Genomic DNA, 24,778 nt, shown 5'->3' with positions numbered 1-24,778 from the left:
GCAGGAAGGAATGGCGATGATCCTCGTGACCGGCGCGACCGGGAACATCGGAAGGGCTCTGCTGGAGGAACTGCACCAGGCAGGTGACGTACCCGTGCGAGGGCTGACCCGGGACGTGGGCCGGGCTTCGTTCCCGGAGGGCGTCGAAGCGGTCGAGGGAGATCTCGCCCGGGTGGAGTCGTTGAAGGGCGCCTTGGACGGCGGGGTGCGCTCGCTGTTCCTTCCGGCGGGCAGGGGCGCGGACGCGGAGGTGCTGGCGGCGGCCCGGGAGGCGGGCGTGGAGCATGTGGTGCTCGTGTCGTCGATCACCGTGCAGACCCATCCCCATCTCCCGCAGGCCGGCGCGAACCTGGCCGTCGAGCGGGCGCTCCAGGACAGTGGTATGGCCTGGACGGTCCTCAGGCCCACGCAGTTCGCCTCGAACACCCTGTGGTGGACGGATTCGATCCGCGAACAGGGCGTGGTCCGGGCGCCGTACGGGGACGTCGGCCTGCCGACCATCCACCCTGCGGACATCGCCGCCGTGGCCCGCGTGGCGCTGACGGAACCGGGGCACCAGGGGCAGACGTACGCGCTGACCGGACCGGCACGCGTCACACCCCGGCAGCAGCTCGCGGCCCTGGCCGAGGCGCTGGGGCGGGAACTCTCCTTCGACGAGATCAGTCGCGAGGAGGCCCACCGGGAGATGGCTTCGTTCATGGGCGACGGGGGCGCGAGCGCGGTCCTCGACCTGATGGGCGGGGACATCAACGACGAGCTGCTGAAGGTCCGCGACACCGTCTCCCGGGTCACGGGCGCCGAGGCCAGGACGTACCGGCAGTGGGCGACGGAGAACAGCGCCGCCTTCCGGTGAGCGTGAGCGTGGGCGTCAGGCGTCCGGCCCCGCGACGGCGTGTACCAGCAACGTGCCGATGTGCCCGGGCTGCGGGGCGTCCAGGACCCGGGCGTGGGCCGTGGCGAAACCGGCGCGGGTGAGCAGCCGCTCCCACACGGCGGGGCGGTAGCTGTAGCGGTAGGTGAAGAGCGCCCGGCCGGCGAAGCCGCCTTTGTACATGCCCTGGGGGCCGTACGCGCCCGGGATCGCCGGTGGTTGGGAGAAGACGAAGACGCCGCCGGGGTTGAGTCGTCGACGTACGAGCGGGAAGAGGCGGCCGGGGTCGGTGAACCAGGCGGCCCCGAAGACGGAGTAGACGGCGTCGTACGTGTCCGGGTCCGCGTTCAGGTGGTCCAGGACCTCCGCGCACACGAACTCGGCACCGTTGCCGGTCCACCGCGCGGCGGCCTTCTCGACCATGACCGGGGACAGGTCGACGCCCCGGGCGGCGACGCCCTGCCGGGCCAGGTGGGCGAGCGCGCGGCCGGTGCCACAGCCGATCTCCAGCACCGAGCGCGGGTCGCCGAGCGCTCGGGCCCGGGGCCGTGGTCGGCGTACTGGGTCCAGCGGAAGACCGGCTCCATGTCGTCCTTGAAGGCGGAGGCGGCGTAGGTGTTCCAGAGCTCGGTCTCGGCGGCGATGTTGTGGTGCGCGGGCAAGTCGGTTCCTTCGGAGAGTCGGGGCAGGGGCAGGGGCAGAGGCGGTCGGTGGCTGTCGCGTACGCGTTCAGTCGGGCGCGTGGTCCGGCAGGTCCTCGTAGACAGGGGCACTCAGCAGACCGGACCGGGCCGGTCGAAGCTCCCGTGGGTCCGGAGGCACGTGGCGGCCGTCCGGCTCGGTCCGTCCGGAACGTCGGCAATCATTCGGCACTCTCCTCGGACTCGCGTTCTTCCTGCTCTGCCGACTCGTCGGTGCACCCGAACATGTCCACCAGCGGCGGCGATAGTCTTCCGGACACTCTCCGGAACCCGGAACGGACACGATGGAAGGCGAGCGGCCAGTGATCCGAGACCTGTACAACGTCCGGTCGCAGCCCGCGGAGGACGGTCCCACGCCGTTGACCGCGGAGGAGGAACGGCGCGCGCGGGCCGTGCTGTTCAACGATCTGGGCCGTGCCGTCTCCGAACGGGGCTGGGTGCGGTTTCCCGCGTACTCGCCGGAGGAGCGGCGGCGGCTGGTCGATGTCGCGCACCGCCTCGGTGACTACTGGGGGCAGCGGGTGTTCATCGAGGCCGAGGACCAGTGCGCCATGCGGCTGTACCTCGCCGGGCACGGGCCGCAGGTGGGGGTTCCGCAGGCGGGGAATTCACGGGCGGGGAATCCGCAGCTGTCGCGGGCGTGAGCGACCGCGCGGCGTGCGGAACGCGGTCGGACGGCGGGCCGCCGTGGAGAGCCGTGCGCCGCCGCCGTCCGCAGTCGGGCTACTTGTTGCTGCCGAAGGGCTTCGTCTTGAACTCGTCCCCGGACGCGCCCTTCGCCGCGTTGTAGATCTCGGCCAGCACGGCGGGGACGCCCGCGTAGTTCATCGCGCGGTGGATGCGTTCCTTGAGGGCGTCCCAGTCGATGTCCCGATCCTTGGCCGCGTCGAGACCGGCGAGCTTCTTCAGCTCCTTGCGGGCGTTCTTCGCGTCCTTCAGATGGGTCTCCCCGTTCTTCGGGTACGCCTTGGTGACCAGGTCCGCGAGGCGGTCGATGTGCGCGTCCTGTTCGCGGGCGCCGGGCATCTTGCCCTTGTTCAGGGGCAGTACGAGCCCGTCGTCGCGCTGGTCGGCGGGGCGGTACTCCGGGAAGTCCTTCAGGTCCGGCATGCTCAGCTTGCCGAGCATGTCGCTGATGGGGCGCACCTCGCCGTAGGCCGTCTCGCCGCTCAGCTGCCCGACCAGGTCGTCCCGTACGTAGGTGATCAGGGAGTTCGGGACGGCCGTGTCCGCGACCTCGTCCCGCCAGACGCCGCGGATCTCGTACTGGTCGGTGTCCTTGGCCTTGTCGGTGCTCTGACTGGTGTTCTCCGGGTCCAGGACCGAGCCGATCTGCTTCTCGCTGACCGCGTTGCTCGTGACCCGCTGGTACGTGTAGAGCGGGACCAGGAACGAGCGCACCATCGAGGAGTCCTGCGCGGCCGGGGAGGCGTTGCCGTCGGGGGCCTTGCGGTTCTTCTGGTCCTGGTAGGTGCGCATGTAGTGCATGGACCGCCAGGGCCGTCCCATGTTCAGCCAGGCGGACTCCTTCTGGTGCATGAGGTTGATCGAGCCGTCCTCGCGCTGCTGGGTGTCCTTGAAGTTGCCGCCGCCGGTCACCGGCGCGTAGACGGTCTGGTAGACGCGGACGAACTGCTCCCCGCCGTGCTCCTCGATGTCGATGTCGCCGCGGTTGGTGAGCGATGTGCTGTCGCCGACCTTCGCCTGGTAGCTGGGCTCCTGGTGGATGACGCGCTGGACGGCCGCCGCCCCGCCCGGCCGCTGTGCGGGGCCGTGCGGGTCGGGGGCCGGGTCCGCGAGTTCGTCGGGGGCCTTCGCCATGACGCGGCTGGCGTTGGCCTCGGCGGCGCGCTCGAAGCGGTCGGACGGGTCGCTGATGGAGAGGCCCGAGCCGTTGTCGGTGCCCGCGACGGGGCCGTGGCGCTGCTGGATGACATGGGTGAGCTCGTGCGCGAGCGTGTGCTTGGAGTCCCCGCCCCGGCCGAGGACGATGTGGTTCCCGGAGGTGTAGGCGTGGGCGCCGACCTCGGCGGCGGACCGCTGGGCGACGGCGCCGGTGTGCAGCCGTACGTCGGAGAAGTCGGCGCCGAGACGGGTCTCCATCTCCTGGCGCAGGGGCGCGTCCATGGCCCGGCCGCTGCCGCGCAGCACCTCGTGCACGGTGGTCGAGCGCTGTACGGCCGGTCCGGCCACCGGGCCGCCCGCGGAGCCGTCCCGCCGGGCGCCCTCGTAAACGCCTTCGCGGTCGTCGTCGCGGTCCGGCCCGTGACGGTGCCGCTCGCGCTGGATCAGCCCGGTGACGTAGGCGTTGCCCATGCTGCGCTGGAGCGAGCGCAGGGCCGACGGGGAGAGGTCCCCCGCGAGCGGAGCTGGTTCCTCCGCCTGCCGGGCCGGGCCGGCAGGCCTTCCGGCCCGGCCCGTGGAGTTGGCGCGCGCCCTGCCCGTGTCCGGCGTCCGCGTCGGTTCGTGTGCGCGCATGGGGCCCTCACGTCGGTGTCGTAGCAGCTACTGCTTCCTGGGTACGGCACGCGCGGTGTCCGGAACAAGGCCCGAAGGGGCGCGGTACGGGCCTACTTGGGAGCACCGCGCGGGCAGGGCGGACCGGTGCTGCGGCCCCACGTCGGTACGCGCCAACGCGACGTCCGATTTCCGCCAGTACGGGCAGGTGTGCCGGACCAGCATGGAGGCATGACCAAGTACACCGTGCTCCCCCTCGGCCCCGCCGTCCTCAAGGAACTCCAGGTCGTCGACGACGCGGGACGCCCCTGCGCCCCGTACACCGCGACCGACGACGACGCGGGCTCCCCGCTGCGCTGCTGTCTGCGTCCCGTCGCCACCGGTGAGCGGATCGCCCTCGTCTCGTACGCCCCGCTGCGGCGCTGGGCCGCCGCGACTGGCGCGCGTCCGGGGGCGTACGACGAGCAGGGCCCGGTCTTCGTCCACGCCGAGGAGTGCCCCGGGTTCACCCCGGGCGCCGGGTACCCCTTCGACCGGGTGGGCGCGCTGCGCACCGTGCGCCGCTACGACGCCCGGGGCCATATCGCCGGTGGCCGGTTCCTGGAGATCCCGGCCGACGCCACGGACGGCTTCGACGCGGCCTTCGACGACGCGTTCGGCGACCCGGACGTGGTGCTCGTGCACGTACGGGCGCTGGAGTACGGGTGCTTCTTCTACGAGGTGCGACGGCCTGCCGCCCGGACGCGCGGGACCGAACCCCAGGGCCGGTGACGTCCTCCCCTGCTGCCATCACAGTGCCCGGGAGCCCTTCGTGTCCCGGTCGGACGCTTCGGGGGCCCCGGTCGTGCCGGCCGAGCGTTCCCGGTCGGGCGCGTGAGTGTCCGTGCCGACGCCTGCGTCCGACGCCTGCGTCCAGCGTGGCGGGGATTCCCCGTGGCTCCGGACTTTGCTCCGGCCGCGGGCGATGCCGCCGCGGCCGGAGCGAAGCGTGCGCCACCCGACCGGCGGTCAGCCCGTCGGGGTCACGGGGAGGCAGACGGCGTAGACCACGTAGGAACCTGTGGTGCCGGACGAGTTGTTGAAGGACACCGTCCAGGCGTTGTCGGCGGACGGGTACGACTCGTACGTCTGGACCGTGAGGTTGTTGCCGCCGAGGGGCGTCTTCATGCCACCGCCCGTGATGGCGGTTCCCGGCGGGCAGGTCGCGGTCCCCGTGTTGAGCCCCGACGCCAAGGTGTAGGTCGTCTGAACGATCTGGGTCGGCAGGGTCGGTCCGGGAGGCCCAGCAGGTCCGGCAGGTCCGGCAGGTCCGGCAGGCCCGGGAGGTCCAGGGGGGGCCAGGAGGTCCAGGAGGTCCAGGCTTACCGTGCGGACAGGTCTTCGGGCAGTCGCCGCCGCCTCCGTCGCCGTCCTCACCACTGGCCGCGGCCTGGGTCGACATCACTCCCGTCAACAGAGCGGCGACCAGCACCGGCAGGGCCGCACTCCGTAGCGCAGCCGTGTGTTTCCGTCTCAAGCTGTCCTCCTCGGGTTGCTCGGTCTCCGGGCCCATTTCCGCACATCAGGCATGAGCGGCAGATGGGTTGATACCGGAAAATCCTTATATGCATAGATCCGAGCACAGGGGAGGGGGCTTCGCCAGCGAGGAGATTCCTTGAGGGCTGCCCGGACGGAGCAAGGCCGCCAAGGCACGTGGCGCGATCCGGGGAGGCGGGCGTGACGAGCAAGGAGCATGAGGACGAAGCGTGCGGCGGAGCCCGGGCCGGATGCCGCGCGTCGCACTGGACTGCCCTGCCGGTCGGCGGGGGACGGCTTCGGCGTGGATCCCGGGTCCCCGCCTCGCCCCACGGCGAATACCGGCCTTTTGTCCCCGCCCGGCGGTTTCCGCAGATACCGGAGCCCAGATCCGGGAAAGGATCACCGGCGTCCGGCGCCCGTCCGCGTCCGACGATCCACCGGCTCCGACAGCTCCGACAGCTCCGGCCGAACAGCGCTTGTGGAAACCATGGCTCGCCCTTCTCGGCCGTCCCACCGATCGAAAGGCTCTCCCGCCGTGCGCACGCAGCCCCCGAGCACCATGCCCGAACCCACTCCCACCCTGCTGGAACGGCTCCCCGCACTGCGCCGCGGGCTCGACCGCCTGGAGCGCAGGCCCACCGCGTTCGGCCTGGTCATGTGGGCCTTCGGGCTGGCCAAGCCGGTGTTCCTGGACCATGTGGTGAGGCCCGAGCCGCGCGGTGAACTCGGCGCCGTACGCGAACTCCTGGAGAAGAACCGGGAGCAGTACGCCTCGCACCTCACCGAGCTGCTGGGATACGCCGACCACCTGGCCGGGATTCCCCTCGACGGAGTGGAGAAGGGGGCCACCGCCTACTGGGGCAACACCTGGCTGCCCCCGTTGGACGCCGCCTCGCTCTACGGCTTCCTCGCCGCCGGGAAACCGGCCCGCTACCTCGAGATCGGCTCCGGGAACTCCACCAAGTTCGCCCGTCGGGCCATCCAGGACCTCGGCCTGAGCACCCGCATCACGTCCATCGACCCGGAGCCCCGGGCCCACATCGACCACCTCTGCGACGAGGTGGTCCGCTTACCGCTCCAGGACGCCGACCTCGGCGTCTTCGCCGAACTGGAGCCGGGCGACATCCTCTTCGTCGACGGCTCGCACCGGCTCCAGATGGGCTCCGACGTCATGGTGTTCTTCTTCGAGCTGCTGCCCCGCCTCAAGCCGGGGGTGCTCGTCCAGGTCCACGACATCATGCTCCCGGCGGACTATCCGGCGTCCTGGCGCTGGCGCATGTACTCGGAGCAGTACCTCCTGGCCGCGCTGCTCACCGCCGCCCCGCAGCGCTTCGACGTCCAACTGCCGAACGCCTTCGTGCACGCCGACCCGGAACTACGGCGAATTCTCGCCCCGCTCTGGCGCCGGACCGGCGTGACCGACCACTTCCGACCAGCCTCGTTCTGGTGGCGCCACACGGGCTGACCGCGCCTCTTCGGAGCCGTCGAAAACCGGTGCCGAACGGGCCTTTTCGTGCTGTCGAAAATTGGCGGTGCGCTATCGGACGGTGCGACAGAATCCGGGCGGCGCCGTGAAGATCCCCGGCGTCGCCGTGAAGATCCCGCGTCGCCGTGAAGATCTCCGGCCTCCTGCGCTCCCGCGAGAAGGACCATGTCGCAACCCGAGATACGTGCGCTGCTGCGCAGTCGGCAGTACCTGGCTTTCTGGCTCGGGCAGGTGACCAGCACGGTGGGCAACCAGCTCACCGTCGTGGTGCTCGCCGCCATGGTGGTGCCGGACCGCGGCCCGGGAACCTTCGGGCTGGTGCTGGCCGTGGAGTCGGCCGTCATAGGCGTCCTGCTGCTGGTCGGCGGGGTGTTCGCCGACCGGTACTCCCGCAGCGCCGTGATGGCCGTCGCGGACGTGCTCCGCCTGGTCGGGATCGTCGGCTTCCTCCTCTTCGCCTCGCACGGGCCGCTCGGGCCGCTGCTCGTCGCCGCGGCGCTCACCGGAGCGGGGGCGGCGCTGTACGATCCCGCCCACCGCGCGGCCCTGGCGCAGGTGGTGCCGGAGGAACTGCGGCAGCAGGCGTACGCCCTGGACGCGTCCACCAAGCGGCTCGGCTCGATGGGCGGGGCCCTGCTGGCGGGGGTCCTGCTCGCCGGGATCGCGCCCCCGAAGGCGCTCCTGGTGGACGTCGCCACCTTCGCGATCAGCCTGGCCACGCTGGTGTGGCTGCGTCTGCCGCCGGTCCGCACCGCTCTGGACGCCGCGGACGCCGTGGACGCCGGGGGAGCGCGGGACGCGGGGCCGGGCGGGCTGCGGGCGATGCTGGCCGAGGCGCGGGAGGGGCTCGTCGAGGTGCGGCGGCGGCCCTGGGTGTCGGCCCTGATGCTCCAGGGCACCGTGCAGGTGTTCTTCTTCTTCGCTCCGAACTACATCCTGGTGCCGATCGTCAGCCAGTCCCGGTACGGCGTGGCCGCCTTCGGCTGGGTCAGCGCGGCGACCCTGGCGGGCTCGGTGGTCGGTTCGTTGCTGGCCGCCCGGGTCTCCGTGGCCCGCCCGGGGCTGTGGGCGATGCACGCGCTGGCTCCCTGTGTGCTGACGCCGGTGTGCCTCGCCGTCGACGTGCCGCTGTCGGTGTTCTGCGCGGCCGGTGCGGCGGGCTCCGCGGGCATCAGCTGTTTCATGGTCCTCTGGTACAGCTCGCTCCAGCGCGAGTTCCCGGAGCAGGTGCAGGGCCGGGTCTTCGCCCTGGAGGGGATGGCCGGCTTCGCCCTCCAGCCCGTCGCGCTCGCCGTGACGCCGCTGATCGTCCGGTTCATCGGGATGGCGCCCTTCGCGACCGTCGCCGCCGTCGTGCTGTTCGTGTCCACGTACGGCGTGCTCGCCGTCCCCGGCACGGACCGGTTCGCCACCCCCGTGCGCACCCGCGAGACCCCCGTGCTCGCCGCGGCGGGTAAAGAGAAAGTGACCTGTGGATAGGCGCTGTTAGGGTGACCGGATGGCATCGGTGAGGAAGATTCAGGTCACGTTCGACTGCGCGGACCCCGAGCGCGTCGGCCGTTTCTGGTGCGAGGTGCTGGGGTACGTGCCGCCGTCGCCGCCGGAGGGCTTCGGGACGTGGGACGAGTACAACGCCTCGCTGCCGCAGGAGGAGCGGGGCGCCTGGTTCGCCTGCTCCGACCCGAACGGTGAGGGCCCGCGCCTGTACTTCCAGCGCATTCCCGAGGGCAAGGTCGTCAAGAACAGGGTGCACCTCGACGTACGGGCCGGTGCCGGGCTCGTCGGCGCGGAGCGCCTGGCCGTGCTGGAGGCCGAGCGGGACCGGCTGATGGAGCTCGGTGCGGTCTGCCTGCTGGTGCAGCACGCCGACGAGGAGAACGAGTCCTGCATCACGATGCAGGACATCGAGGGCAACGAGTTCTGCCTCGACTGACCCGGTCGGTGTCCGTGCGCCCGTGCGCCCTGTCGGGGGTTCACGGGCGCATCCGGTGGGTGGACGGCCAGGGCTTCCTCGCCCGCTCCGACGCCGCAGGGCTGTTCATGGTGCGAGGTTAGACGAGCGGTGGGGGCGGTCCGACGGAGGGAACAACCTCCGTCGGACCGTACAGGGCAGCGGTCTTTCCCGTGGCCAGCGCCCAGTAACGGTCCCCGAACGACCAGTGCCACCACTCCGTGGGGTAGTTCACCAGCCCCGCTGCCGTGAGCACGGTGCACAGGAGTCTCCGGTTGGCGCGGGCCTCCTCACCGATGTTGGCCGCGTGGGTGTAGCAGGCGCCCTCGCTCTCCTCGGGATCCGCGTTCATACGGGTACCCAGGTCCAGTTCGCGCCCCTCGGGATCGGCCAGGGTGAGGTCGACGGCCGCCCCGGCACTGTGCGGGGCGATGCCAGGTGGTGACACATACCGGCTCGCGGCCGAGTGGATCTCTTCCGGGGACCATCCGGGGTGGGCGGCGCGCAGCTGACCGGCGTACTCGTCGAAGTACTCCCGCTGAAGAGAGGGCGGCCGGTAGCCCTCGACGAACAGCAGCCGTACGTCCCGGGGCAGCGAGGTCTGGGCCCTGACCAGCCGTTCCAGCACGCCCTCCCGCAGGTACGCGAAGGCATCCGTCGGCCCCTGCTCGCGCGTATCGATCAGGAGGGAGCCGTCCCGGCGGACGTCCACAAGACGTTCACCGCATTCGGCCACGGGTATGGCGGCGACCTTCGGGTCCGACATCAGCACGATCTCAGTCATGACGGGATCATTCCGTGGGGCCCGCTCCGGTGAACCTCCCCCGGGTACCGGACGGTTCCCGGAATTCCTCAGGCCTTCCCGGTACGAGCAGGGCGAGGGTGCTGCGGGCCTCGCGGCGCAGGGTGCGGCGGCGGGCGAAGGTCGCGGTCAGGGCGAGTACGGAGACCGTGCCGCCGTAGAACGCGGCGACAACCGTGGAGGCGATCGTGGACAGGAGCCCGATGGACACCGGGCACGCACCTTTCTTCCCCCGCTCGGCCCGTCCGGCTCATGTCCGGGGAAGGGCGTTGATGCGTTTCGCCCCATCGTAGGGACGCCGTCGCCTCCGCGCCACGGGCGTCGGGGACGGGAGCGTAAAGACGTTGTGCCCTTGGTGGGAAGTGCGGAAGACTCCCGCCCCGCCGAAGTCGATTCGGACGTAGGCGAGTTGAGATCGTGGGAGCGGTGGCCGACGCCCTGCTCCTCTCTGGGGTCGGGGTCGGGATCGGGATCGGGAACGGTGGGAGAAGACGTCGTGCGACCTGACATGCGCGCCCTGTTAGGCAGCCGGCGCTACCTGGCCTTCTGGCTGGGGCAGGTGACCAGCACGGTGGGCAACCAGCTCACCGTCGTGGTGCTGGCCGCCCTGGTCGTCCCGGATCGCGGCCCCGGCGTCTTCGGCCTGGTGCTGGCCGTGGAGTCCGCCTTCATGGGGGTGCTGCTGCTGGCCGGCGGAGTGGTTGCCGACCGGTACTCCCGCAGCACGGTGATGGCCGTCGCGGACGTGCTCCGGCTGGCCGGGATCGTGGGCTTCCTCCTCTTCGCCTCGGAGGGGCCGCTCGCGCCGTTGCTGGTCGCCGCGGCGGTCACCGGTGCGGGCGCGGCGCTGTACGAGCCGGCCCACCGGGCGGCCCTCACGCAGGTGGTGCCGGAGGAGCTGCGGCAGCAGGCGTACGCGCTGGACGTGTCCACGAAGCGGATCGGTTCGATGGCCGGGGCCCTGCTGGCGGGCCTCATGCTCGCCGGGATCTCGCCGCCGAAGACGTTGCTGGTGGACGTCGCCACGTTCGTGGTCAGCCTGATCACACTGGTCTGGCTGCGGCTTCCCCCGGTCCGCGCCGCCGTGGACGCGGGAGAGGCGGGGGACGCCGGGGGCATGCGGGAGGGCGAGCCGGGCGGGCTGCGGGGAATGCTGACCGAGGCGCGGGAAGGGCTGGTCGAGGTACGTCGCAGGCCCTGGGTGTCGGTGCTGATGCTCCAGGGCACGGTGCAGGTGTTCTTCCTCTTCGCGCCGAACTACATCCTGGTTCCGATGGTCAGTCAGACCCGCTACGGGCTCAACGCCTTCGGCTGGGTCAGTGCCGCCACGCTCGCGGGCTCGGTGGTCGGTTCGCTGCTCGGCGGCCGGGTCTCCTCGTCCCGGCCGGGGCTGTGGGCGATGAACGCGCTGGCTCCGTGCGTGCTGACACCGGTGTGCCTCGCCGTCGACGTGCCGCTGTGGATGTTCTGCCTGGCCGGTGCGGCCGGTTCGGCCGGGGTCGGCTGCTTCATGGTCCTCTGGTACAGCTCGCTCCAGAAGGAGTTCCCGGAGCGGGTGCAGGGCCGGGTCTTCGCCCTGGAGGGGCTGGCCAGCTTCGGGCTCCAGCCCATCGCGCTCGCCGTGACGCCGGTGCTCGTCCGGTTCGTGGGCGTGGCGTCCTTCGCGGTGCTGGCGGCCGTGGTGCTGCTGGTGTCGACGTACGGTGTGCTCGCCGTCCCCGGGACGGCCCGGTTCGCCACCCGCACGCGTTCCGTCACCGAAGTCTCCGTGAAACCGTCCCCGCGCGGCTGACTTCCCGGATACCGGAGACCGGGTCCGGGAATGGATCACCGGCGTCCGGGGCGTCGTCCCCGCGTCGACGGCTCGCACCGGCTCCAGACGGGCTCCGACGTCATGGTGTTCTTCTTCGAGCTGCTGCCCGTCTCCAGCCGGGGGTCCTCGTCCGGGTCCACGACATCATGCTTCCGGCGGACTACCCGGCGTCCTGGCGCTGGCGCATGTACTCGGAGCGGTACGCGGTGCCGTCGGCAACCGTACGACGCGGTGGAGTCGGCCCCGGTACCCAGGGCGGGAAGGCACCCGATCCGCGGTCCGGTCCGGTGGCCGGAGGAACCGGCGGGGTAACTTTCTGTGCATGACAGGCTCTGAAGTGCTTCTGGATGTAAGGAAGTTCGACGGAAGGCCGCACAAGAAGCAGCCGTTCGTCCGGCTCGGGGAGGACGTGTACGGGGTGTGGCTGGGAGCGCCGGCCGGCACGGTCATCGGTACGGGGGACGCCGAGGCGGCCTACGTGACCGAGGAGGCGCGGGTCATGCTCTTCCCCCGCGACGCCTGGTGGACCGCGCTCTTCCTGGCGGCCCCCGCGCGGCTGGAGTTCTACTGCGACGTGACCACGCCGTCCGAATGGCCGAGCCCGGCGGAGGTCACCATGGTCGACCTGGATCTCGACGTGTGCCGGCTGCGGGGGTCGGGGGCCGTGTTCATCGACGACGAGGACGAGTTCGCCTCGCACCGGGTCCTGTACGGGTATCCGCCGGAGGTCGTGGCGCGGGCCACCGGGGCGGCGGAGTGGCTCGCGGGGGCGCTGCGGGAGGGGGCGGAGCCCTTCGGCAGCCGGTTCCACGCCTGGCTGGAGCTGGTCGGTTAGCGGACCGGGTTGCGCGGAAACGCGGGAGGGCCCCGCGTTGGCTGCGGGGCCCTCGATGCGCTGCGCCGACCAGGGCTTCGCCGTCGGTCGGATGCCGCCGTGATCGGGCGTTTCCGGGACCGGGCGTCGCCGTGATCGGGTGGGCTACTTCTTGAAGGAGTAGTCCATGATCTTCTTCATGTCGGCGGTGCGGTTCGTCGCGTTCGTGGAGGCGAGCACCGTGCCGACGATGGTCTTGCTGCCACGGGTCGCGGCGAAGACCAGGCAGTACTTGGCGGTCGGGCCGGAACCGGTCTTGATGCCGATCGCGCCGCTGTAGCTGCTGAGCATGGTGTTGGTGTTCGTCCACGACATGTAGCGGTAGCCGCCGGACTTCGTGGTGACCTTCTGCTTGGTCGACTTGGTCTTGACGACCGAGCGGAAGGTCGAGTTCTTCATGGCGCTGCTGGCGAGCTTGGTGAGGTCGCGCGGCGTCGAGTAGTTCGAGCCGTTCCCGATGCCGTCGAACGAGTCGAAGTGCGTGTTCTTCAGCCCGAGGGACTTGGCCTGGGCGTTCATCTTGCCGACGAACGACTTCACGCGGGCCGCGCGGGTGGTACCGGAGCCGAACTTGTCGGCCAGCGCGTAGGCGGCGTCGCAGCCGGACGGCAGCATCAGGCCGTAGAGCAGCTGGCGGACGGTGACCTTGTCGCCCACGATCAGGCGGGCCGAGGAAGCGCCCTTGGAGACTATGTAGTCGCTGTACGCCTTCTGGATCGTGACCTTCGAATCCAGGTTCAGGTTCTTCTGCGACAGCACCACCTTGGCCGTCATGATCTTGGTGGTGGAGCCGGTGGAACGACGGGTGTCCGCGGCCTTGGAGAACAGGGTCTTCGCGGTGCCGTTGTTCATCGTGAAACCGCCGGCGGCGGTGATCTTGGGGGTGGCGGGCGTGGCGGCCTGCGCGGTGGAGGCGAAAACGCTGCCCGCGATGACGGCACCGGTCGTGAGGGCCACGGTGGCCGTGGCAGTGGCGCGGCTTATGCCCTTAATGCCGATTTTCAACTTGAATGCTCCAAATGCCCCTGGAATGCGGCCACATGAAGGTGCCGCTCGGTGATGAGACTCATGGTGGCGGTGAATGGATGCGCCGAATTCCGAGGCAATTTCAGGTATGTGGGTGATTCCTGCCACGGGTGGGGTGGGAGTGGGGGCAACGGCGCTGGTCCGGCGCGTCCGGATGGCGAAACGGGTTCGTCATGCACGCATCTTGTATCTATGCTGTGTGCATGCCTGCCGCTCCCCCCGTAGTGAAGCCCTCGGCCGTGAAGCCGTCGAAGTCGGCCGCCAAGCGGCCCCCCGCCGCCGAGCGGGTGTACACCCACATCAAGGAGGCGGTCCTGGACCGCAGCTACGAGGGCGGCACGCTCCTCACCGAGGGCGATCTCGCCGAGGCCGTCGGGGTGTCCCGGACGCCGGTGCGCGAGGCGCTGCTGCGGCTGGAGGTCGAGGGGCTGATCAAGCTCTACCCGAAGAAGGGCGCCCTGGTCCTCGCCGTCTCCGCGCAGGAGATCGCGGACGTGGTGGAGACCCGGCTGCTGGTCGAGGAGTTCGCGGCCCGCAAGGCGGTGCCCGCCTCCGAGCGGCTGATCGGCCGGCTCGAAGAGCTCCTCGCCGAACAGCGGGAGCTGGCCGAGGCCGGGGATCTGGCCGCCGTCTCCGTGAAGGACCGCTGCTTCCACGCCGAGATCGTGCGCAACGCGGGCAACGAGATCCTCTCCCGCCTCTACGACCAGTTGCGCGACCGGCAGTTGCGGATGGGCGTCGCCGTGATGGAGGCGCACCCCGGCCGGATCGCCGCCAACATCACCGAGCACGCCGAGCTGCTGGAGGCCATCAGATCCGGTGACGCGGAGGGGGCCGCGCAGGTCGTGCGGCGCCATGTCGGCCGGGTCAAGGTGCTGGTCAGGGGTGAGGACCGGTGAGTTCCGCCGCCGCCCCCACCCTCTCCCTGCCCGGTGATCCGCCCGGCGGCCGGCGTGCCGCGTGGGTCTGGGGCATCGGGGTCGCCGTCTACTTCGTCGCGATCATCTTCCGTACCAGCCTGGGCGTCGCCGGGCTGGACGCCGCCGACCGGTTCCACGTCAACGCCTCCGCGCTCTCCACGTTCTCCATACTCCAGCTGCTCGTCTACGCGGGCATGCAGATACCCGTCGGCCTGATGGTCGACCGGCTCGGCACCAAGAAGGTCCTCACCCTCGGGGCCGTCCTGTTCACCCTGGGCCAGCTCGGCTTCGCGCTCTCGCCCTCGTACGGCATGGCGCTGGCGTCCAGGGCGCTGCTCGGCTGCGGTGACGCGATGACGTTCATCAGCGTGCTGCGGCTCGGTGCCCGCTGGTTCCCGGCCCGGCGCGGCCCGCTGATCGGCCAGATCGCGGCGCTCTTCGGGATGGCGGGCAACCTCGTCTCGACGCTGTTCATCGCCCGGGCCCTGCACGGCTTCGGCTGGACCACCACCTTCGTCGGCAGCTCCCTGGCCGGGGTCGTCGTCCTCGTCCTGCTGCTGCTCTTCCTGAAGGACCACCCCGAGGGCCACGAGCCGCCGCCCGCGGAGCACGCGGGCGCCGCCTACGTACGTCGGCAGATCGCCGCCTCCTGGGCCGAACCGGGCACCCGGCTCGGCATGTGGGTCCACTTCACCACCCAGTTCCCCGCCATGGTGTTCCTGCTGCTGTGGGGGCTGCCGTTCCTGGTGGAGGCGCAGGGGCTCAGCCGGTCCACCGCCGGTGAGCTGCTCACCCTGGTGGTGCTCTCCAACATGGTCGTCGGGCTGGTCTACGGGCAGGTCATCGCCCGCCGCCACACGGCCCGCGCCCCGCTGGCCCTCGGTACCGTCGCGGCGACGGCGCTCCTCTGGGCCTCGGCCGTCTTCCACCCCGGCCATGCGCCGATGTGGCTGCTGATCGTGTTGTGCGTGGTGCTCGGCGCCTGCGGCCCGGCCTCGATGATCGGCTTCGACTTCGCCCGTCCGGCCAACCCGCCGGAGCGCCAGGGCACCGCGTCGGGGATCGTCAACATGGGCGGCTTCATCGCCTCGATGACCACGCTGTTCGCCGTCGGGGTGCTGCTGGACGCGACCGGCGACAACTACCGGATCGCGTTCTCGTCGGTCTTCGTGCTGGAGGCGCTCGGGATCGTCCAGATCCTGCGGCTGCGCTCCAGGGCGGCCCACCGCGAACGGGACCACCACGTGGTCAGCCGGGTGGAGGCCGTGCACGTACCGGTGTGAGCCGTGCGTGACCCGTCCGGGTCCCTCCGCCGCGCCGGACCGGCGGCGCGCCCGTCCCTCGAACCTGCGACGGGCGCCGCCGGTCCCGGGGCGTCAGGGTCCGGGGTGTCGCGGCGTCAGGGGGAAGGAGGTCAGGGCGTCACGGCGAAGTTGCGCAGGATCGCCCCGGCCAGGTCCTCGTCGCCCTCGATCTTGATCCGCTCGGCGACCGAGGCCGCGCGCACCCGGCCGCAGGCGAGCAGGAAGTACGTCTCCCAGTCCATCGCCAGCGTCACCACGGGCCCGAGCGAGGGCGAGCCGTCCACCGAACCGCGCCCCTCCGCGTCGACCCTGACGGTGCGCAGGAACTCCAGCGGCCCGTGCACGTCGAGGACCACCGCCGAACCGGCCGGTGCCCCCGCGTCCTCGGCCACCACCTTCGGCAGCGCCTCCAGCAGGGTGTCCCGGACGACCGTGGCGCCGGGGGAGTCCAGATTGCCGGGCCGCCCCAGCGTCGCGCGCAGATCCTGCTCGTGCACCCAGACGTCGAAGGCCCGCATCCGCAGGGCCAGTTCGAGGGTCTGCTCGGCGCCCAGCGGTGCCCTGACCATGGTCTCGGGGGCGCGCGACTCGTTGCGCAGCTGACGGGCGCGCCGGATGATCGTGTACTCCAGCTCGGAGGTCATCTCCGGTGCGGTGTGGTGGCGCCGCACATCGACCTGCATCTCCATGTACCGGGCGAAGTCGTTCTGTACGTGGTAGAGGTCGCGCGGCAGCGAGTGGATCGGGCGCGGGTCGCCGAGCTGCTCGGACTCCATGCCGATGATGTGCGAGACGATGTCGCGCACCGACCAGGCGGGGCAGGGCGTCCGGCGGTTCCATTCCGCCTCGGCGAGCGGCTTCACCAGCTCGGCTATCGACTCGATGGAGTGGGTCCAGGCATCGGCGTAGGTCTGAAGGCTGGGATGGACGGTCACTGGACCCCTCGTGCGGTTCTGCGGTGCATGGGCTGGAGAAGCTGGGCGCGGGCGGCGGTCTGCGTGGGAGGTTCAATCGCTAAGTTACGCTGCGATCAGGCACCCCGGCAGTGCTTTCGTGTGACGATCGTAGGCCCGTGTTGACGGGCCCGAATGCCAGGACGGTGGTAGTGTGCGCGCCTCTCTCATCCAGATCGCAGTAGACCCGGACGAATCCGCCGGAGCGCGCAGGGAGCGGGCGGTCTCGCTGGTCATGGACCGGCGCGGCGCGGATCTGGTGGTGCTTCCCGAGCTCTGGCCGGTCGGGGCCTTCGCCTACACGGCGTTCGAGGCCGAGGCCGAGCCGTTCCGGGGGCCCACCCACGACGCCATGGCGAAGGCGGCGGCCGACGCCGGGGTGTGGCTGCACGCCGGTTCCTTCGTGGAGCGCGCCGACGACGGCACCCTCTACAACACCTCGCTGGTCTTCACCCCGGCCGGGGAGTTGGCCGCCTCGTACCGGAAGATCCACCGCTTCGGCTTCGACCAGGGCGAGGCGGTCATGATGGGCGCCGGTGAGAAGCTGGTGACGGTCGCCCTGCCGGAGACCACGCTCGGCCTCGCCACCTGCTACGACCTGCGTTTCCCGGAGATGTTCCGGGGCCTGGTCGACGCGGGCGCCGGGACGCTGGTCGTTGCGGCGGGCTGGCCCGAGCGGCGCCGCGCCCACTGGACGCTGCTGGCCCGCGCCCGCGCGGTGGAGAACCAGTCGTACGTCCTGGCGGTCGGCTGCGCGGGCACCCACGCCGGGGTCGAGCAGGCCGGGCACAGCATCGTCATCGACCCCTGGGGCGAGGTCCTGGCGGAGGCGGGCGCGGGCGAGGAGGTGCTCGACGTGGAGTTCGACCCGGCGAAGGTGGCCGAGACCCGGGAGCAGTTCCCGGCCCTCAAGGACCGGCGGCTGGGCCTGGCCGCGCCGGGGCGCTGAGCCGCGGTCGGTCCCGGGGCCGCTCCGGTCCTCTCCGGAGCCCGGCGTCGAGCCGCACTCCTGATCCGCACCCCTGATCCGGTCTCCGGACGCGGCTGTTTCACGTGAAACCGGGCGGGCCGTTCCCGCCTCGGGCGGCGGTCAGCCGTGTTCGCGTTCCTTGTCGGCCAGGACGATGACACAGACCGCCACGGCGATCATCAGCGCCGCGTCCGCGTCCTCCCGTACGACGTCGATGCCGTAGGTCTCCCGGACGGTCAGCCAGCGCCGGGAGACCTGGGCCAGTAGTTCGCCGTCGTACTCGACGGCGAACTCCCGGTCCAGGATCTTGCCGCTGACGTCGAGTTCGGTGCCGTCGACCAGGTCGACCCGGTAGTGGTTGCGCAGCAGGGAGAGCCGCTTGCGCCGGATCGTGGCGAGCCGTTCGCCGTCCCGCTCGATGAGCATGGTGTCGCGCAGACTGAGCAGCTTCTGCTTGATCTCGACGAGGATGCGGCCCTGCGCGTCCTTCAGCTCGAAGGTGTCCCGCACCCGCAGGGCCTTGCCGTCGACGAGGAACACCTTGCGGCCGTCCGTGTCCTCGATCCAGTAGTCGTCACCCACGGCGAAGAGCCGTTCACGCACCAGGAATCTCATGGCTCACAGGTTCCCCGAGCCGGTCGCGGAATGCGTGGATGCCACGGTGATGTTGACTGTTCACATGGCAACACGTGCGCGCGTCAGGGCCCCCGAGCTGGTCGGCAAGGGCGGCTGGCTCAACACAGGCGACCAGCAGTACACCCTCGCCGACCTGCGAGGACGCATCGTGGTCCTGGATTTCTGGACCTTCTGCTGTGTGAACTGTCTGCATGTTCTCGACGAGCTCCGCGAGCTGGAGGAGAAACACCGCGACACCCTGGTGATCATCGGGGTGCACTCGCCGAAGTTCGTCCACGAGGCCGACCACCGGGCGGTCGTCGACGCCGTCGAGCGGTACGGGGTCCACCACCCCGTCCTCGACGACCCGGAGCTGGCCACCTGGAAGCAGTACGCCGTACGGGCCTGGCCGACGCTGGTCGTCATCGACCCCGAGGGCTATGTCGTCGCCCAGCACGCGGGCGAGGGCCATGCGCACGCCATCGAGAAGCTGGTCGAGGAGCTGGAGGCGGAGCACGAGGCGAAGGGCACGCTGCGGCGCGGCGACGGCCCCTACGTGCCGCCCGAGCCGGTCGCCACCCATCTGCGCTTCCCCGGCAAGGCGCTGTCCCTGCCGGACGGCGGTTTCCTGGTCTCCGACACCACCCGCCACCGCCTGGTCGAGATCGAACGGGACGGTGAGACGGTCCGCCGCCACCTCGGAACGGGGGACCGCGGGTTCACCGACGGAGGCCCCGACGAGGCCCGGTTCTCCGAGCCGCAGGGGCTGGCCGTGCTGCCGGACGGCCGGATCGCGGTCGCCGACACGGTCAACCACGCCGTCCGCGCCCTCGACCCCGCCACCGGGGAGGCCACGACGCTCGCCGGCACCGGCCGCCAGTGGTGGCAGGGCTCGCCGACCGCCGGGCCCGCCCGCGAGGTGGACCTCTCCTCGCCCTGGGACCTGGCCTGGTTCGCGGACCGGCTCTGGATCGCCATGGCGGGCGTCCACCAGCTGTGGACGTACGACCCGGGGACCGGGCGCGTCGAGGTGGCGGCGGGCACGACCAACGAGGGCCTGGTCGACGGACCGGCCGCCGAGGCGTGGTTCGCCCAGCCGTCCGGGCTCGCCGCCTCCGCCGACGGCGAGCGGCTCTGGGTCGCCGACTCGGAGACCTCCGCGCTGCGGTACGTCGAACGGGACGGAGACGGCTTCGCCGTCCGTACCGCCGTCGGCACCGGCCTCTTCGACTTCGGGCACCGCGACGGCGCCGCCGGTCAGGCCCTGCTCCAGCACCCGCTGGGCGTCACCGCGCTGCCGGACGGCTCGGTCGCCGTCTGCGACACGTACAACCACGCGCTGCGCCGCTACGACCCGGTGGGCGACGAGGTCACCACCCTCGCCACGGATCTGCGCGAGCCCAGCGGCGCCGTGCTGGTCGACGGCGATCTCGTCGTCGTCGAGTCCGCCCGGCACCGGCTGACCCGGCTGCGGCTGCCCGAGGAGGCGGTGCGCGTCGCCGACCGGGCCCACCGCACCCAGCGCGCGGCCACCGGGATCGCCCCGGGCACGCTCCGGCTCGACGTGGTCTTCCAGGCGCCGGCCGGGCAGAAGCTCGACACCCGGTACGGGCCCTCGACCCGGCTCCTGGTCTCGTCGACCCCGCCGGAGCTGCTCGCCGAGGGCGCGGGCGCGGGCAGTGACCTCTTCCGCGACCTGGTCCTCGCCGACGGCGTCACCGAGGGCGTCCTGCACGTGTCGGCGATGGCCGCCTCCTGCGACGACGACCCGGCGAACGAGTACCCGGCCTGCCACGTCCACCAGCAGGACTGGGGCGTGCCGGTCACGGTGGAGGCGGCGGGGGTCTCCCGGCTCCCGCTCGTACTGGCGGGCATGGACGAGCAGGGCTGAGGCGGTCCGGCCCGGGCCCGCGCTCCTTCCGGCCGACCCGGGACCGGAGCCACGCCACCCGCGACCGACCGGCCGGGCCCGGAGGACGGGCCGGCCGGTCGCGGCGTCGGGCGGTCAGCCGCTTTCGGTGAGGCGCTGCACCGCTTCCTCGTGCCGCTTGCGGTACCCCGGCTCCGCCGTGACCCGCAGCAGCGCCTCGAGGGCCCGTACCGCGCCCTCGTCGTAACCGGTCCGCTCCGCCTCCGCCGCCGCCGTGTCCAGCAGCCGTATGCCCTCGTCCTCCTCGCCGAGCGCCAGCCGGGCCTCGCCGCTGGTGGCCAGCAGCAGCACCCGGCGGGCGACCTCCTCCTGCTCCGGCCCCAGGTCGAGCGCGGTCCGGGCGGACGCGAGTGCCTCGCGCGGCAGGTTCGCGGTCAGCTGCATCCGGGCGAGGTGCTGGAGGGCCAGCATCTCGGTGTGCGCGTCCCGCTCCGCGCGGGCCAGCTCGACGGCCTGTTCGCACCCCTCCAGGGCCGGACCCAGCTCCCCCAGCTCCGCCTGCACGACGGCCAGGTTGATCAGCGCGGTCGCCTCGCCGAGCCGGTCACCGGCCTGCCGGGCCAGACCGGGCGAACGCTCCAGCAGGGCGACGGCCTCGGAGGTCCGGCCCTCCTCGGTCAGCACCCAGCCCAGCAGGTTCAGCACCCGCGACTCGGCGTACGTGTCCCGCTCGGTACGGGCGGAGTCCAGCGCCAGCTCCAGCAGCGGGGACCAGCCGTCCCGCACCCGCCACACCACCTGCGGCCACTGGAGCAGGATGATCCGCCACGCCCGGTCGTGGAACCCGGCGGTCCGGGCGGCGACGGCGGCCAGGGCCAGTTCGTCGCGCTCGGCCGCCAGCCAGCCCATGGCCTCCGCCCGGTCGACGAAGTCCCGCACGGCGCGCGGACGGCGGAAGTCCTCCGGCAGCACGAAGCAGGGTTCGCCGCCCGGCTCGGCGGTGTCGGCGGCGGCGAGCGCGGTGGCGATGTAGTGGTCGAGCACGCCGATCAGCGAGGCGGCCCCGCCCTCCGGGTCCAGGGCGCGGGCGTAGAGCCGTATCAGGTCGTGCAGCACCCAGCGGCCGGGCGCCACCTCGGCGACCAGATGGGCGGTGGCGAGCCGCTCCAGCACCGCCGCCGCGACGACCGGATCGGTACCGGCGAGCGCGGCGGCCGTGTACGGGTCGAAGTGGCCGCCGGGGTGGTGGCCGAGCCGGGCGAGCTGGTGGACGGCGTCCTGCGGGAGCTGCTGCACGGTCAGCCGGAGCGCGGCCGAGACGCCGGTGTCGTCCACGTCGAGATAGGCCAGCCGGCTGCGCTCGTCGGCCAGTTCGTCGGCGATCCCGGCCAGCGTCCGGTTCGGACGCCCGGCCAGCCGGGCCGCGGTGACCCGCAGGGCGAGCGGCAGCCCGCCGCAGAGCTCGGCGAGCCGCCGGGCCGCGACCGGTTCGGCCAGCACCCGGTCCTCGCCGAGGACACCGGCCAGCAGGGCGGTGCTGTCGGAGGGTTCGAGCACGTCGAGCGGGACGGGGCGGGCCGCGTCCGAGGCGATGAGGCCCTCCAGCCGGTTCCGGCTGGTCACCAGCGTGACGCAGTCGGTGCCGCCCGGCAGCAGCGGCCGGACGATGGCGGAGTGGCGGGCGTTGTCGAGGACGACGAGCAGCCGCCGCCGGTCGGTCAGCGAACGGAACAGGGCCGCGGCGGCCGCCGCCGACTCCGGGACGCGGCGCGGCGGGACACCGAGCGCCAGCAGGAACTCGCGGAGCACCTCGACGAGCGCGGGTTCGCCGGTGTCGCTGAAGCCGCGCAGATCGGCGAAGAGCCGCCCGTCCGGGAAGGCGGCCGCGTTGCGGTGCGCCCACTGGAGGGCCAGCGCGGTCTTGCCGACCCCGGCCGGGCCGGTGATCAGACAGACCGGGGCCTCGCCCGCCGCGGCCCGGGTGAGCGCGGCCAGCTCGGCGGTCCGCCCCTGGAAGCCGCGGGGGGAGCGGGGCATCAGGTCCGTGGGGTGCGGATCGCCGACCAGGCCCGGCACGGGGAGCGGCCGGATCGCCGACCCGGCGGGGGGCGGGGGCGGAGCCGCCGCGGGTGCCGGTCCGGAGCCGGGGGCCGGGCCCGCCGTGCCCGGCCGGTCGGCGGCCGAGCGGTCGGGCACCGGGCGCCCCGCGCCCGGGCGGGCCGAGGCGTCCGGACGGGCGGCGGGCACGGACCCGTTCCGGGCGCTCCCGTTCCCGGGCCCGCCGGCCCCCCGGGCCCCGTTCCCGGCAGAGCCGTTCGCTGAGCCGTTCGCGAGGCCGCCGCCCCGGACCGGTCCGTGCGCCGGAGCGCCCTGCCCGGTGGGCGCGTTCCGGCCGCTCCCCGCGCCGGTGTCCGGACCGGGGTCGCCGCGCAGGATCAGCGCGTACGCGTCGGCCAGCTCGTGCCCGGGGTCGATGCCCAGCTCGTCGGCGAGCAGCCGCCGCGTACGGTGGAACCAGTCCAGCGCCTCCGACTGGCGCCCCGCCCGGTAGAGCGCCGTCATCAGGGCCGCGGCCAGCGACTCCCGCATCGGGTGCGCGACGGCCTCCGCCCGCAGCACCGCCGCCGCCCGGTTGTTCTCCCCCAGCTCGCCGTAGGCGCTCGCCAGCTGCTCGACCGTCGCGAGCCGGGACTCCTCCAGGGAGTGCGCGGCGGCCTGGAGCGGGCGGCCGGTGAACGCGCCGCTGAGCGCCGGGCCCTGCCACAGGGACAGCGCCTCCTTCAGCATCAGCACCGCGTCGGCCGGGCTGCGCTGCTCCCGGGCCAGGGTCAGCAGCTCCTCGAAGCGCTGCGCGTCCAGCAGGGTCTCCGGGAGCCGCAGCACGTACGCGTCGCCGAGCGTGACCAGCTCCACCCCGTACGCCTCCGCGTCCGCGCCGACCAGCAGGGCGCGCAGCCGGGACACATGGCCCTGGATGACGCTGCGGGCGTGCAGGGGCGGGGTGTCGTCCCAGAGCGAGTCCATCAGCCTGGCGATGGAGACGGGGGTGTTCGCCGACAGCAGCAGCGCGGCGAGCAGGCTGCGGCGCTTGGCGGGGCCGAGCGGCAGCGGTCCGGTGAACGTGTCGACCGAGACGGTGCCGAGCAGCCGGAACTCCACGGGCGGATTCCCTTCCGGGCGGGATGCGCCCGGGGCCGGGCACGGCGAAAGTCCCAGGATATCGGGGGTGCCGGGGGGCCGACGAAGGGTCGAACCCGGTCGGCGGGGCGCTCGGCCGCCACGGCGGACGGCGCCCCACCGGACTGCCCGGGGGAGGGCGGATCAGCCCGCCATGAACGCCGCCACCGCGTTGGCCAGCAGGTACGGGTCGTCCACCCCGCACAGCTCACGGGCGCTGTGCATCGACAGGATCGCGACGCCGATGTCCACGGTCTGGATCCCGTGCCGGGCGGCGGTGATCGGACCGATCGTGGTGCCGCAGGGCATCGAGTTGTTGGAGACGAAGTTCTGCCACGGCACGCCCGCCTTCCGGCACGCCTCGGCGAACACGGCCCGGCCGCTGCCGTCGGTCGCGTACCGCTGGTTGACGTTGACCTTGAGGATCGGTCCGCCGTTGACGACCGGGTGGTGGGTCGGGTCGTGGCGCTCGGCGTAGTTGGGGTGGATCGCGTGGCCGGTGTCGGAGGAGAGGCAGACGGTCCCGGCGAAGGCGCGGGCCCGGTCCTCGTACGTACCGCCGCGGGCCAGGACGGAGCGTTCCAGCACCGTGCCGAGCAGCGGGCCGTCCGCGCCGGTGTCGGACTGCGAGCCGGTCTCCTCGTGGTCGAAGGCGGCCATCACCGGGATGTACGGCAGCGACTCGTCCGGCTGTCCGGCGACGGCGCCGAGCGCGGCGGTCGCGGCGTGCACGGAGAGCAGGTTGTCCATCCGGGGCCCGGCCAGCAGCTCGCGGTCCCGGCCCAGGTAGGCGGGGGCCTCGACGGCGTGCGGCATGAGGTCCCAGCCGGTCACGTCCGCGGCGTCGACACCGGCCTCGGCGGCGACGAAGCGGATGAGGTCGCCCTCCTCGACGTCCCCGAGCCCCCAGATCGGCTGCATGTGCTTCTGCCGGTCGAGCTTGAGCCCGTCCGAGTTGGCCGACCGGTCCAGGTGCACGGCCAGCTGCGGTACGCGCAGCAGCGGGCGGTCGACGTTGACCAGCCGGTGCGTGCCGTCGCTCAGGGAGATCCGGCCGGCGAGGCCGAGGTCGCGGTCGAGCCAGGTGTTGAGGAGCGTTCCGCCGTAGACCTCCACGGCGACCTGCCGCCAGCCGTGCGCCCCGAGGTCGGGGAGCGGCTTGACCCGCAGGTTCGGCGAGTCGGTGTGCGCCCCGACGATCCGGAACGGGGTGTGCGCCGCCGCGCCCTCCGGCACGTACCAGGCCACGATCGCGCCGCCGCGCAGGACGTACTTGCCGCCGCTGCTCCCGTCCCAGGCCGCGGTCTCCTCGACCTGCCGGAACCCGGCCGCCTCCAGCCGGGCGGCAGCGGTGGCCACGGCGTGGTACGGGGAGGGGGAGGCCATCAGGAAGGCCATCAGGTCGTCGGTGTGCCCGCGGTCGAAGCGGAGGGAGGAACTCATGTTCCTCACTGTAACGAGACCGGCCCG

General features: G+C 72.3%; 21 protein-coding genes and 1 pseudogene. 12 read left to right on the top strand and 10 right to left on the bottom strand.

Annotated features, from left to right (window positions below; genetic code table 11):
• The first annotated feature begins 16 nt into the window (after positions 1-16).
• On the top strand, positions 17-853 hold the full coding sequence (locus tag ACF08W_RS17605) for an SDR family oxidoreductase (RefSeq protein ID WP_392279765.1): 837 nt from the start codon (positions 17-19) through the stop codon (positions 851-853).
• 15 nt (positions 854-868) lie between these two features.
• Here ACF08W_RS17605 and ACF08W_RS17600 read toward each other — a convergent pair.
• Positions 869-1,533, bottom strand: a pseudogene (locus tag ACF08W_RS17600) (class I SAM-dependent DNA methyltransferase).
• A gap of 341 nt (positions 1,534-1,874) precedes the next feature.
• On the opposite strand from ACF08W_RS17600, the gene ACF08W_RS17595 reads away from it, so the two are divergent.
• The gene (locus ACF08W_RS17595) at positions 1,875-2,216 is read left to right on the top strand and encodes a hypothetical protein (RefSeq protein WP_392279764.1); all 342 of its coding nucleotides are present in this window, start codon (positions 1,875-1,877) and stop codon (positions 2,214-2,216) included.
• A gap of 79 nt (positions 2,217-2,295) precedes the next feature.
• On the opposite strand, the gene ACF08W_RS17590 is transcribed toward ACF08W_RS17595, so the two are convergent.
• Positions 2,296-4,050 (bottom strand): DUF4157 domain-containing protein, encoded by a 1,755-nt coding sequence (locus tag ACF08W_RS17590; RefSeq protein ID WP_392279763.1) that lies wholly within the window; start codon positions 4,048-4,050, stop codon positions 2,296-2,298.
• Positions 4,051-4,260: 210 nt separating this feature from the next.
• Here ACF08W_RS17590 and ACF08W_RS17585 point away from each other — a divergent pair, with 210 nt between their 5' ends.
• Positions 4,261-4,800 carry a DUF1203 domain-containing protein gene (locus ACF08W_RS17585; RefSeq protein ID WP_392279762.1) on the top strand — a complete coding sequence of 180 codons (540 nt, stop codon included), beginning with the start codon at positions 4,261-4,263 and terminating at the stop codon, positions 4,798-4,800.
• A gap of 237 nt (positions 4,801-5,037) precedes the next feature.
• On the opposite strand, the gene ACF08W_RS17580 is transcribed toward ACF08W_RS17585, so the two are convergent.
• Positions 5,038-5,196 (bottom strand): hypothetical protein, encoded by a 159-nt coding sequence (locus tag ACF08W_RS17580; RefSeq protein ID WP_385202918.1) that lies wholly within the window; start codon positions 5,194-5,196, stop codon positions 5,038-5,040.
• An 886-nt stretch (positions 5,197-6,082) separates the two neighbouring features.
• Between ACF08W_RS17580 and ACF08W_RS17575 the strand changes: the two genes are divergently transcribed.
• The 3 genes from ACF08W_RS17575 to ACF08W_RS17565 all read left to right on the top strand — a co-directional run bounded on the left by ACF08W_RS17575 (position 6,083) and on the right by ACF08W_RS17565 (position 8,966).
• Positions 6,083-7,012 carry a class I SAM-dependent methyltransferase gene (locus ACF08W_RS17575; protein WP_392279761.1) on the top strand — a complete coding sequence of 310 codons (930 nt, stop codon included), beginning with the start codon at positions 6,083-6,085 and terminating at the stop codon, positions 7,010-7,012.
• Positions 7,013-7,198: 186 nt separating this feature from the next.
• A complete protein-coding gene (locus tag ACF08W_RS17570) occupies positions 7,199-8,512 on the top strand; it encodes an MFS transporter (protein ID WP_392279760.1) in 1,314 nt (437 codons plus the stop codon).
• Between the two features lie 19 nt (positions 8,513-8,531).
• Entirely contained in the window at positions 8,532-8,966 is a 435-nt protein-coding gene (locus ACF08W_RS17565; RefSeq protein WP_385202927.1) for a VOC family protein, read from the top strand.
• 118 nt (positions 8,967-9,084) lie between these two features.
• On the opposite strand, the gene ACF08W_RS17560 is transcribed toward ACF08W_RS17565, so the two are convergent.
• Together ACF08W_RS17560 and ACF08W_RS17555 are read right to left on the bottom strand one after the other, a co-directional pair.
• Entirely contained in the window at positions 9,085-9,768 is a 684-nt protein-coding gene (locus tag ACF08W_RS17560; RefSeq protein WP_392279759.1) for a M15 family metallopeptidase, read from the bottom strand.
• A 7-nt stretch (positions 9,769-9,775) separates the two neighbouring features.
• Positions 9,776-9,997 (bottom strand): hypothetical protein, encoded by a 222-nt coding sequence (locus ACF08W_RS17555; RefSeq protein WP_392279758.1) that lies wholly within the window; start codon positions 9,995-9,997, stop codon positions 9,776-9,778.
• A gap of 285 nt (positions 9,998-10,282) precedes the next feature.
• Here ACF08W_RS17555 and ACF08W_RS17550 point away from each other — a divergent pair, with 285 nt between their 5' ends.
• Together ACF08W_RS17550 and ACF08W_RS17545 are read left to right on the top strand one after the other, a co-directional pair.
• Positions 10,283-11,578, top strand: a complete 1,296-nt coding sequence (locus ACF08W_RS17550; protein ID WP_392279757.1) for an MFS transporter — start codon at positions 10,283-10,285, stop codon at positions 11,576-11,578.
• Positions 11,579-11,921: 343 nt separating this feature from the next.
• Positions 11,922-12,434, top strand: a complete 513-nt coding sequence (locus tag ACF08W_RS17545) for a DUF402 domain-containing protein (RefSeq protein WP_392279756.1) — start codon at positions 11,922-11,924, stop codon at positions 12,432-12,434.
• Between the two features lie 144 nt (positions 12,435-12,578).
• Here the strand turns inward: ACF08W_RS17545 and ACF08W_RS17540 are convergent, their stop codons facing one another.
• On the bottom strand, positions 12,579-13,478 hold the full coding sequence (locus ACF08W_RS17540) for a D-alanyl-D-alanine carboxypeptidase family protein (protein WP_385202941.1): 900 nt from the start codon (positions 13,476-13,478) through the stop codon (positions 12,579-12,581).
• A 224-nt stretch (positions 13,479-13,702) separates the two neighbouring features.
• Here ACF08W_RS17540 and ACF08W_RS17535 point away from each other — a divergent pair, with 224 nt between their 5' ends.
• The gene (locus ACF08W_RS17535; RefSeq protein ID WP_352274137.1) at positions 13,703-14,398 is read left to right on the top strand and encodes a GntR family transcriptional regulator; all 696 of its coding nucleotides are present in this window, start codon (positions 13,703-13,705) and stop codon (positions 14,396-14,398) included.
• Entirely contained in the window at positions 14,395-15,702 is a 1,308-nt protein-coding gene (locus ACF08W_RS17530; RefSeq protein WP_352274138.1) for an MFS transporter, read from the top strand. Before ACF08W_RS17535 ends, ACF08W_RS17530 begins: the two co-directional genes overlap by 4 nt.
• 131 nt (positions 15,703-15,833) lie before the next feature.
• Here ACF08W_RS17530 and ACF08W_RS17525 read toward each other — a convergent pair whose 3' ends face one another.
• Positions 15,834-16,658, bottom strand: coding sequence for a maleylpyruvate isomerase family mycothiol-dependent enzyme (locus ACF08W_RS17525; RefSeq protein ID WP_385202950.1), 825 nt, complete (start codon positions 16,656-16,658; stop codon positions 15,834-15,836).
• Positions 16,659-16,830: 172 nt separating this feature from the next.
• Between ACF08W_RS17525 and ACF08W_RS17520 the strand changes: the two genes are divergently transcribed.
• The gene (locus ACF08W_RS17520; RefSeq protein WP_392279755.1) at positions 16,831-17,625 is read left to right on the top strand and encodes a carbon-nitrogen family hydrolase; all 795 of its coding nucleotides are present in this window, start codon (positions 16,831-16,833) and stop codon (positions 17,623-17,625) included.
• A 141-nt stretch (positions 17,626-17,766) separates the two neighbouring features.
• Here ACF08W_RS17520 and ACF08W_RS17515 read toward each other — a convergent pair whose 3' ends face one another.
• Positions 17,767-18,261 carry an LURP-one-related/scramblase family protein gene (locus ACF08W_RS17515; protein WP_385202955.1) on the bottom strand — a complete coding sequence of 165 codons (495 nt, stop codon included), beginning with the start codon at positions 18,259-18,261 and terminating at the stop codon, positions 17,767-17,769.
• A gap of 64 nt (positions 18,262-18,325) precedes the next feature.
• Between ACF08W_RS17515 and ACF08W_RS17510 the strand changes: the two genes are divergently transcribed.
• Positions 18,326-20,152 (top strand): NHL domain-containing thioredoxin family protein, encoded by a 1,827-nt coding sequence (locus ACF08W_RS17510; RefSeq protein WP_392279754.1) that lies wholly within the window; start codon positions 18,326-18,328, stop codon positions 20,150-20,152.
• 114 nt (positions 20,153-20,266) lie between these two features.
• Here the strand turns inward: ACF08W_RS17510 and ACF08W_RS17505 are convergent, their stop codons facing one another.
• Both ACF08W_RS17505 and ACF08W_RS17500 read right to left on the bottom strand, forming a co-directional pair.
• The gene (locus ACF08W_RS17505; RefSeq protein ID WP_392279753.1) at positions 20,267-23,290 is read right to left on the bottom strand and encodes a BTAD domain-containing putative transcriptional regulator; all 3,024 of its coding nucleotides are present in this window, start codon (positions 23,288-23,290) and stop codon (positions 20,267-20,269) included.
• A 162-nt stretch (positions 23,291-23,452) separates the two neighbouring features.
• Positions 23,453-24,751, bottom strand: a complete 1,299-nt coding sequence (locus ACF08W_RS17500) for a M18 family aminopeptidase (protein WP_352274144.1) — start codon at positions 24,749-24,751, stop codon at positions 23,453-23,455.
• Positions 24,752-24,778: the final 27 nt, after the last annotated feature.

It is taken from the genome of Streptomyces sp. NPDC015144, from assembly GCF_043079735.1.
Lineage (GTDB): Bacteria > Actinomycetota > Actinomycetes > Streptomycetales > Streptomycetaceae > Streptomyces.
This window is presented reverse-complemented; position numbering and strand designations above follow the sequence as displayed.

Bases quoted from the DNA above. Each gene is read 5' to 3' on its own strand.
- ACF08W_RS17585 (WP_392279762.1), top strand. From the start codon at position 4,261: ATGACCAAGTACACCGTGCTCCCCCTCGGCCCCGCCGTCCTCAAGGAA.
- ACF08W_RS17590 (WP_392279763.1), bottom strand. From the start codon at position 4,050: ATGCGCGCACACGAACCGACGCGGACGCCGGACACGGGCAGGGCGCGC.
- ACF08W_RS17545 (WP_392279756.1), top strand. From the start codon at position 11,922: ATGACAGGCTCTGAAGTGCTTCTGGATGTAAGGAAGTTCGACGGAAGG.
- ACF08W_RS17580 (WP_385202918.1), bottom strand. From the start codon at position 5,196: ATGAAGACGCCCCTCGGCGGCAACAACCTCACGGTCCAGACGTACGAG.
- ACF08W_RS17515 (WP_385202955.1), bottom strand. From the start codon at position 18,261: ATGAGATTCCTGGTGCGTGAACGGCTCTTCGCCGTGGGTGACGACTAC.
- ACF08W_RS17500 (WP_352274144.1), bottom strand. From the start codon at position 24,751: ATGAGTTCCTCCCTCCGCTTCGACCGCGGGCACACCGACGACCTGATG.
- ACF08W_RS17565 (WP_385202927.1), top strand. From the start codon at position 8,532: ATGGCATCGGTGAGGAAGATTCAGGTCACGTTCGACTGCGCGGACCCC.
- ACF08W_RS17560 (WP_392279759.1), bottom strand. From the start codon at position 9,768: ATGACTGAGATCGTGCTGATGTCGGACCCGAAGGTCGCCGCCATACCC.
- ACF08W_RS17510 (WP_392279754.1), top strand. From the start codon at position 18,326: ATGGCAACACGTGCGCGCGTCAGGGCCCCCGAGCTGGTCGGCAAGGGC.
- ACF08W_RS17570 (WP_392279760.1), top strand. From the start codon at position 7,199: ATGTCGCAACCCGAGATACGTGCGCTGCTGCGCAGTCGGCAGTACCTG.
- ACF08W_RS17605 (WP_392279765.1), top strand. From the start codon at position 17: ATGATCCTCGTGACCGGCGCGACCGGGAACATCGGAAGGGCTCTGCTG.
- ACF08W_RS17535 (WP_352274137.1), top strand. From the start codon at position 13,703: ATGCCTGCCGCTCCCCCCGTAGTGAAGCCCTCGGCCGTGAAGCCGTCG.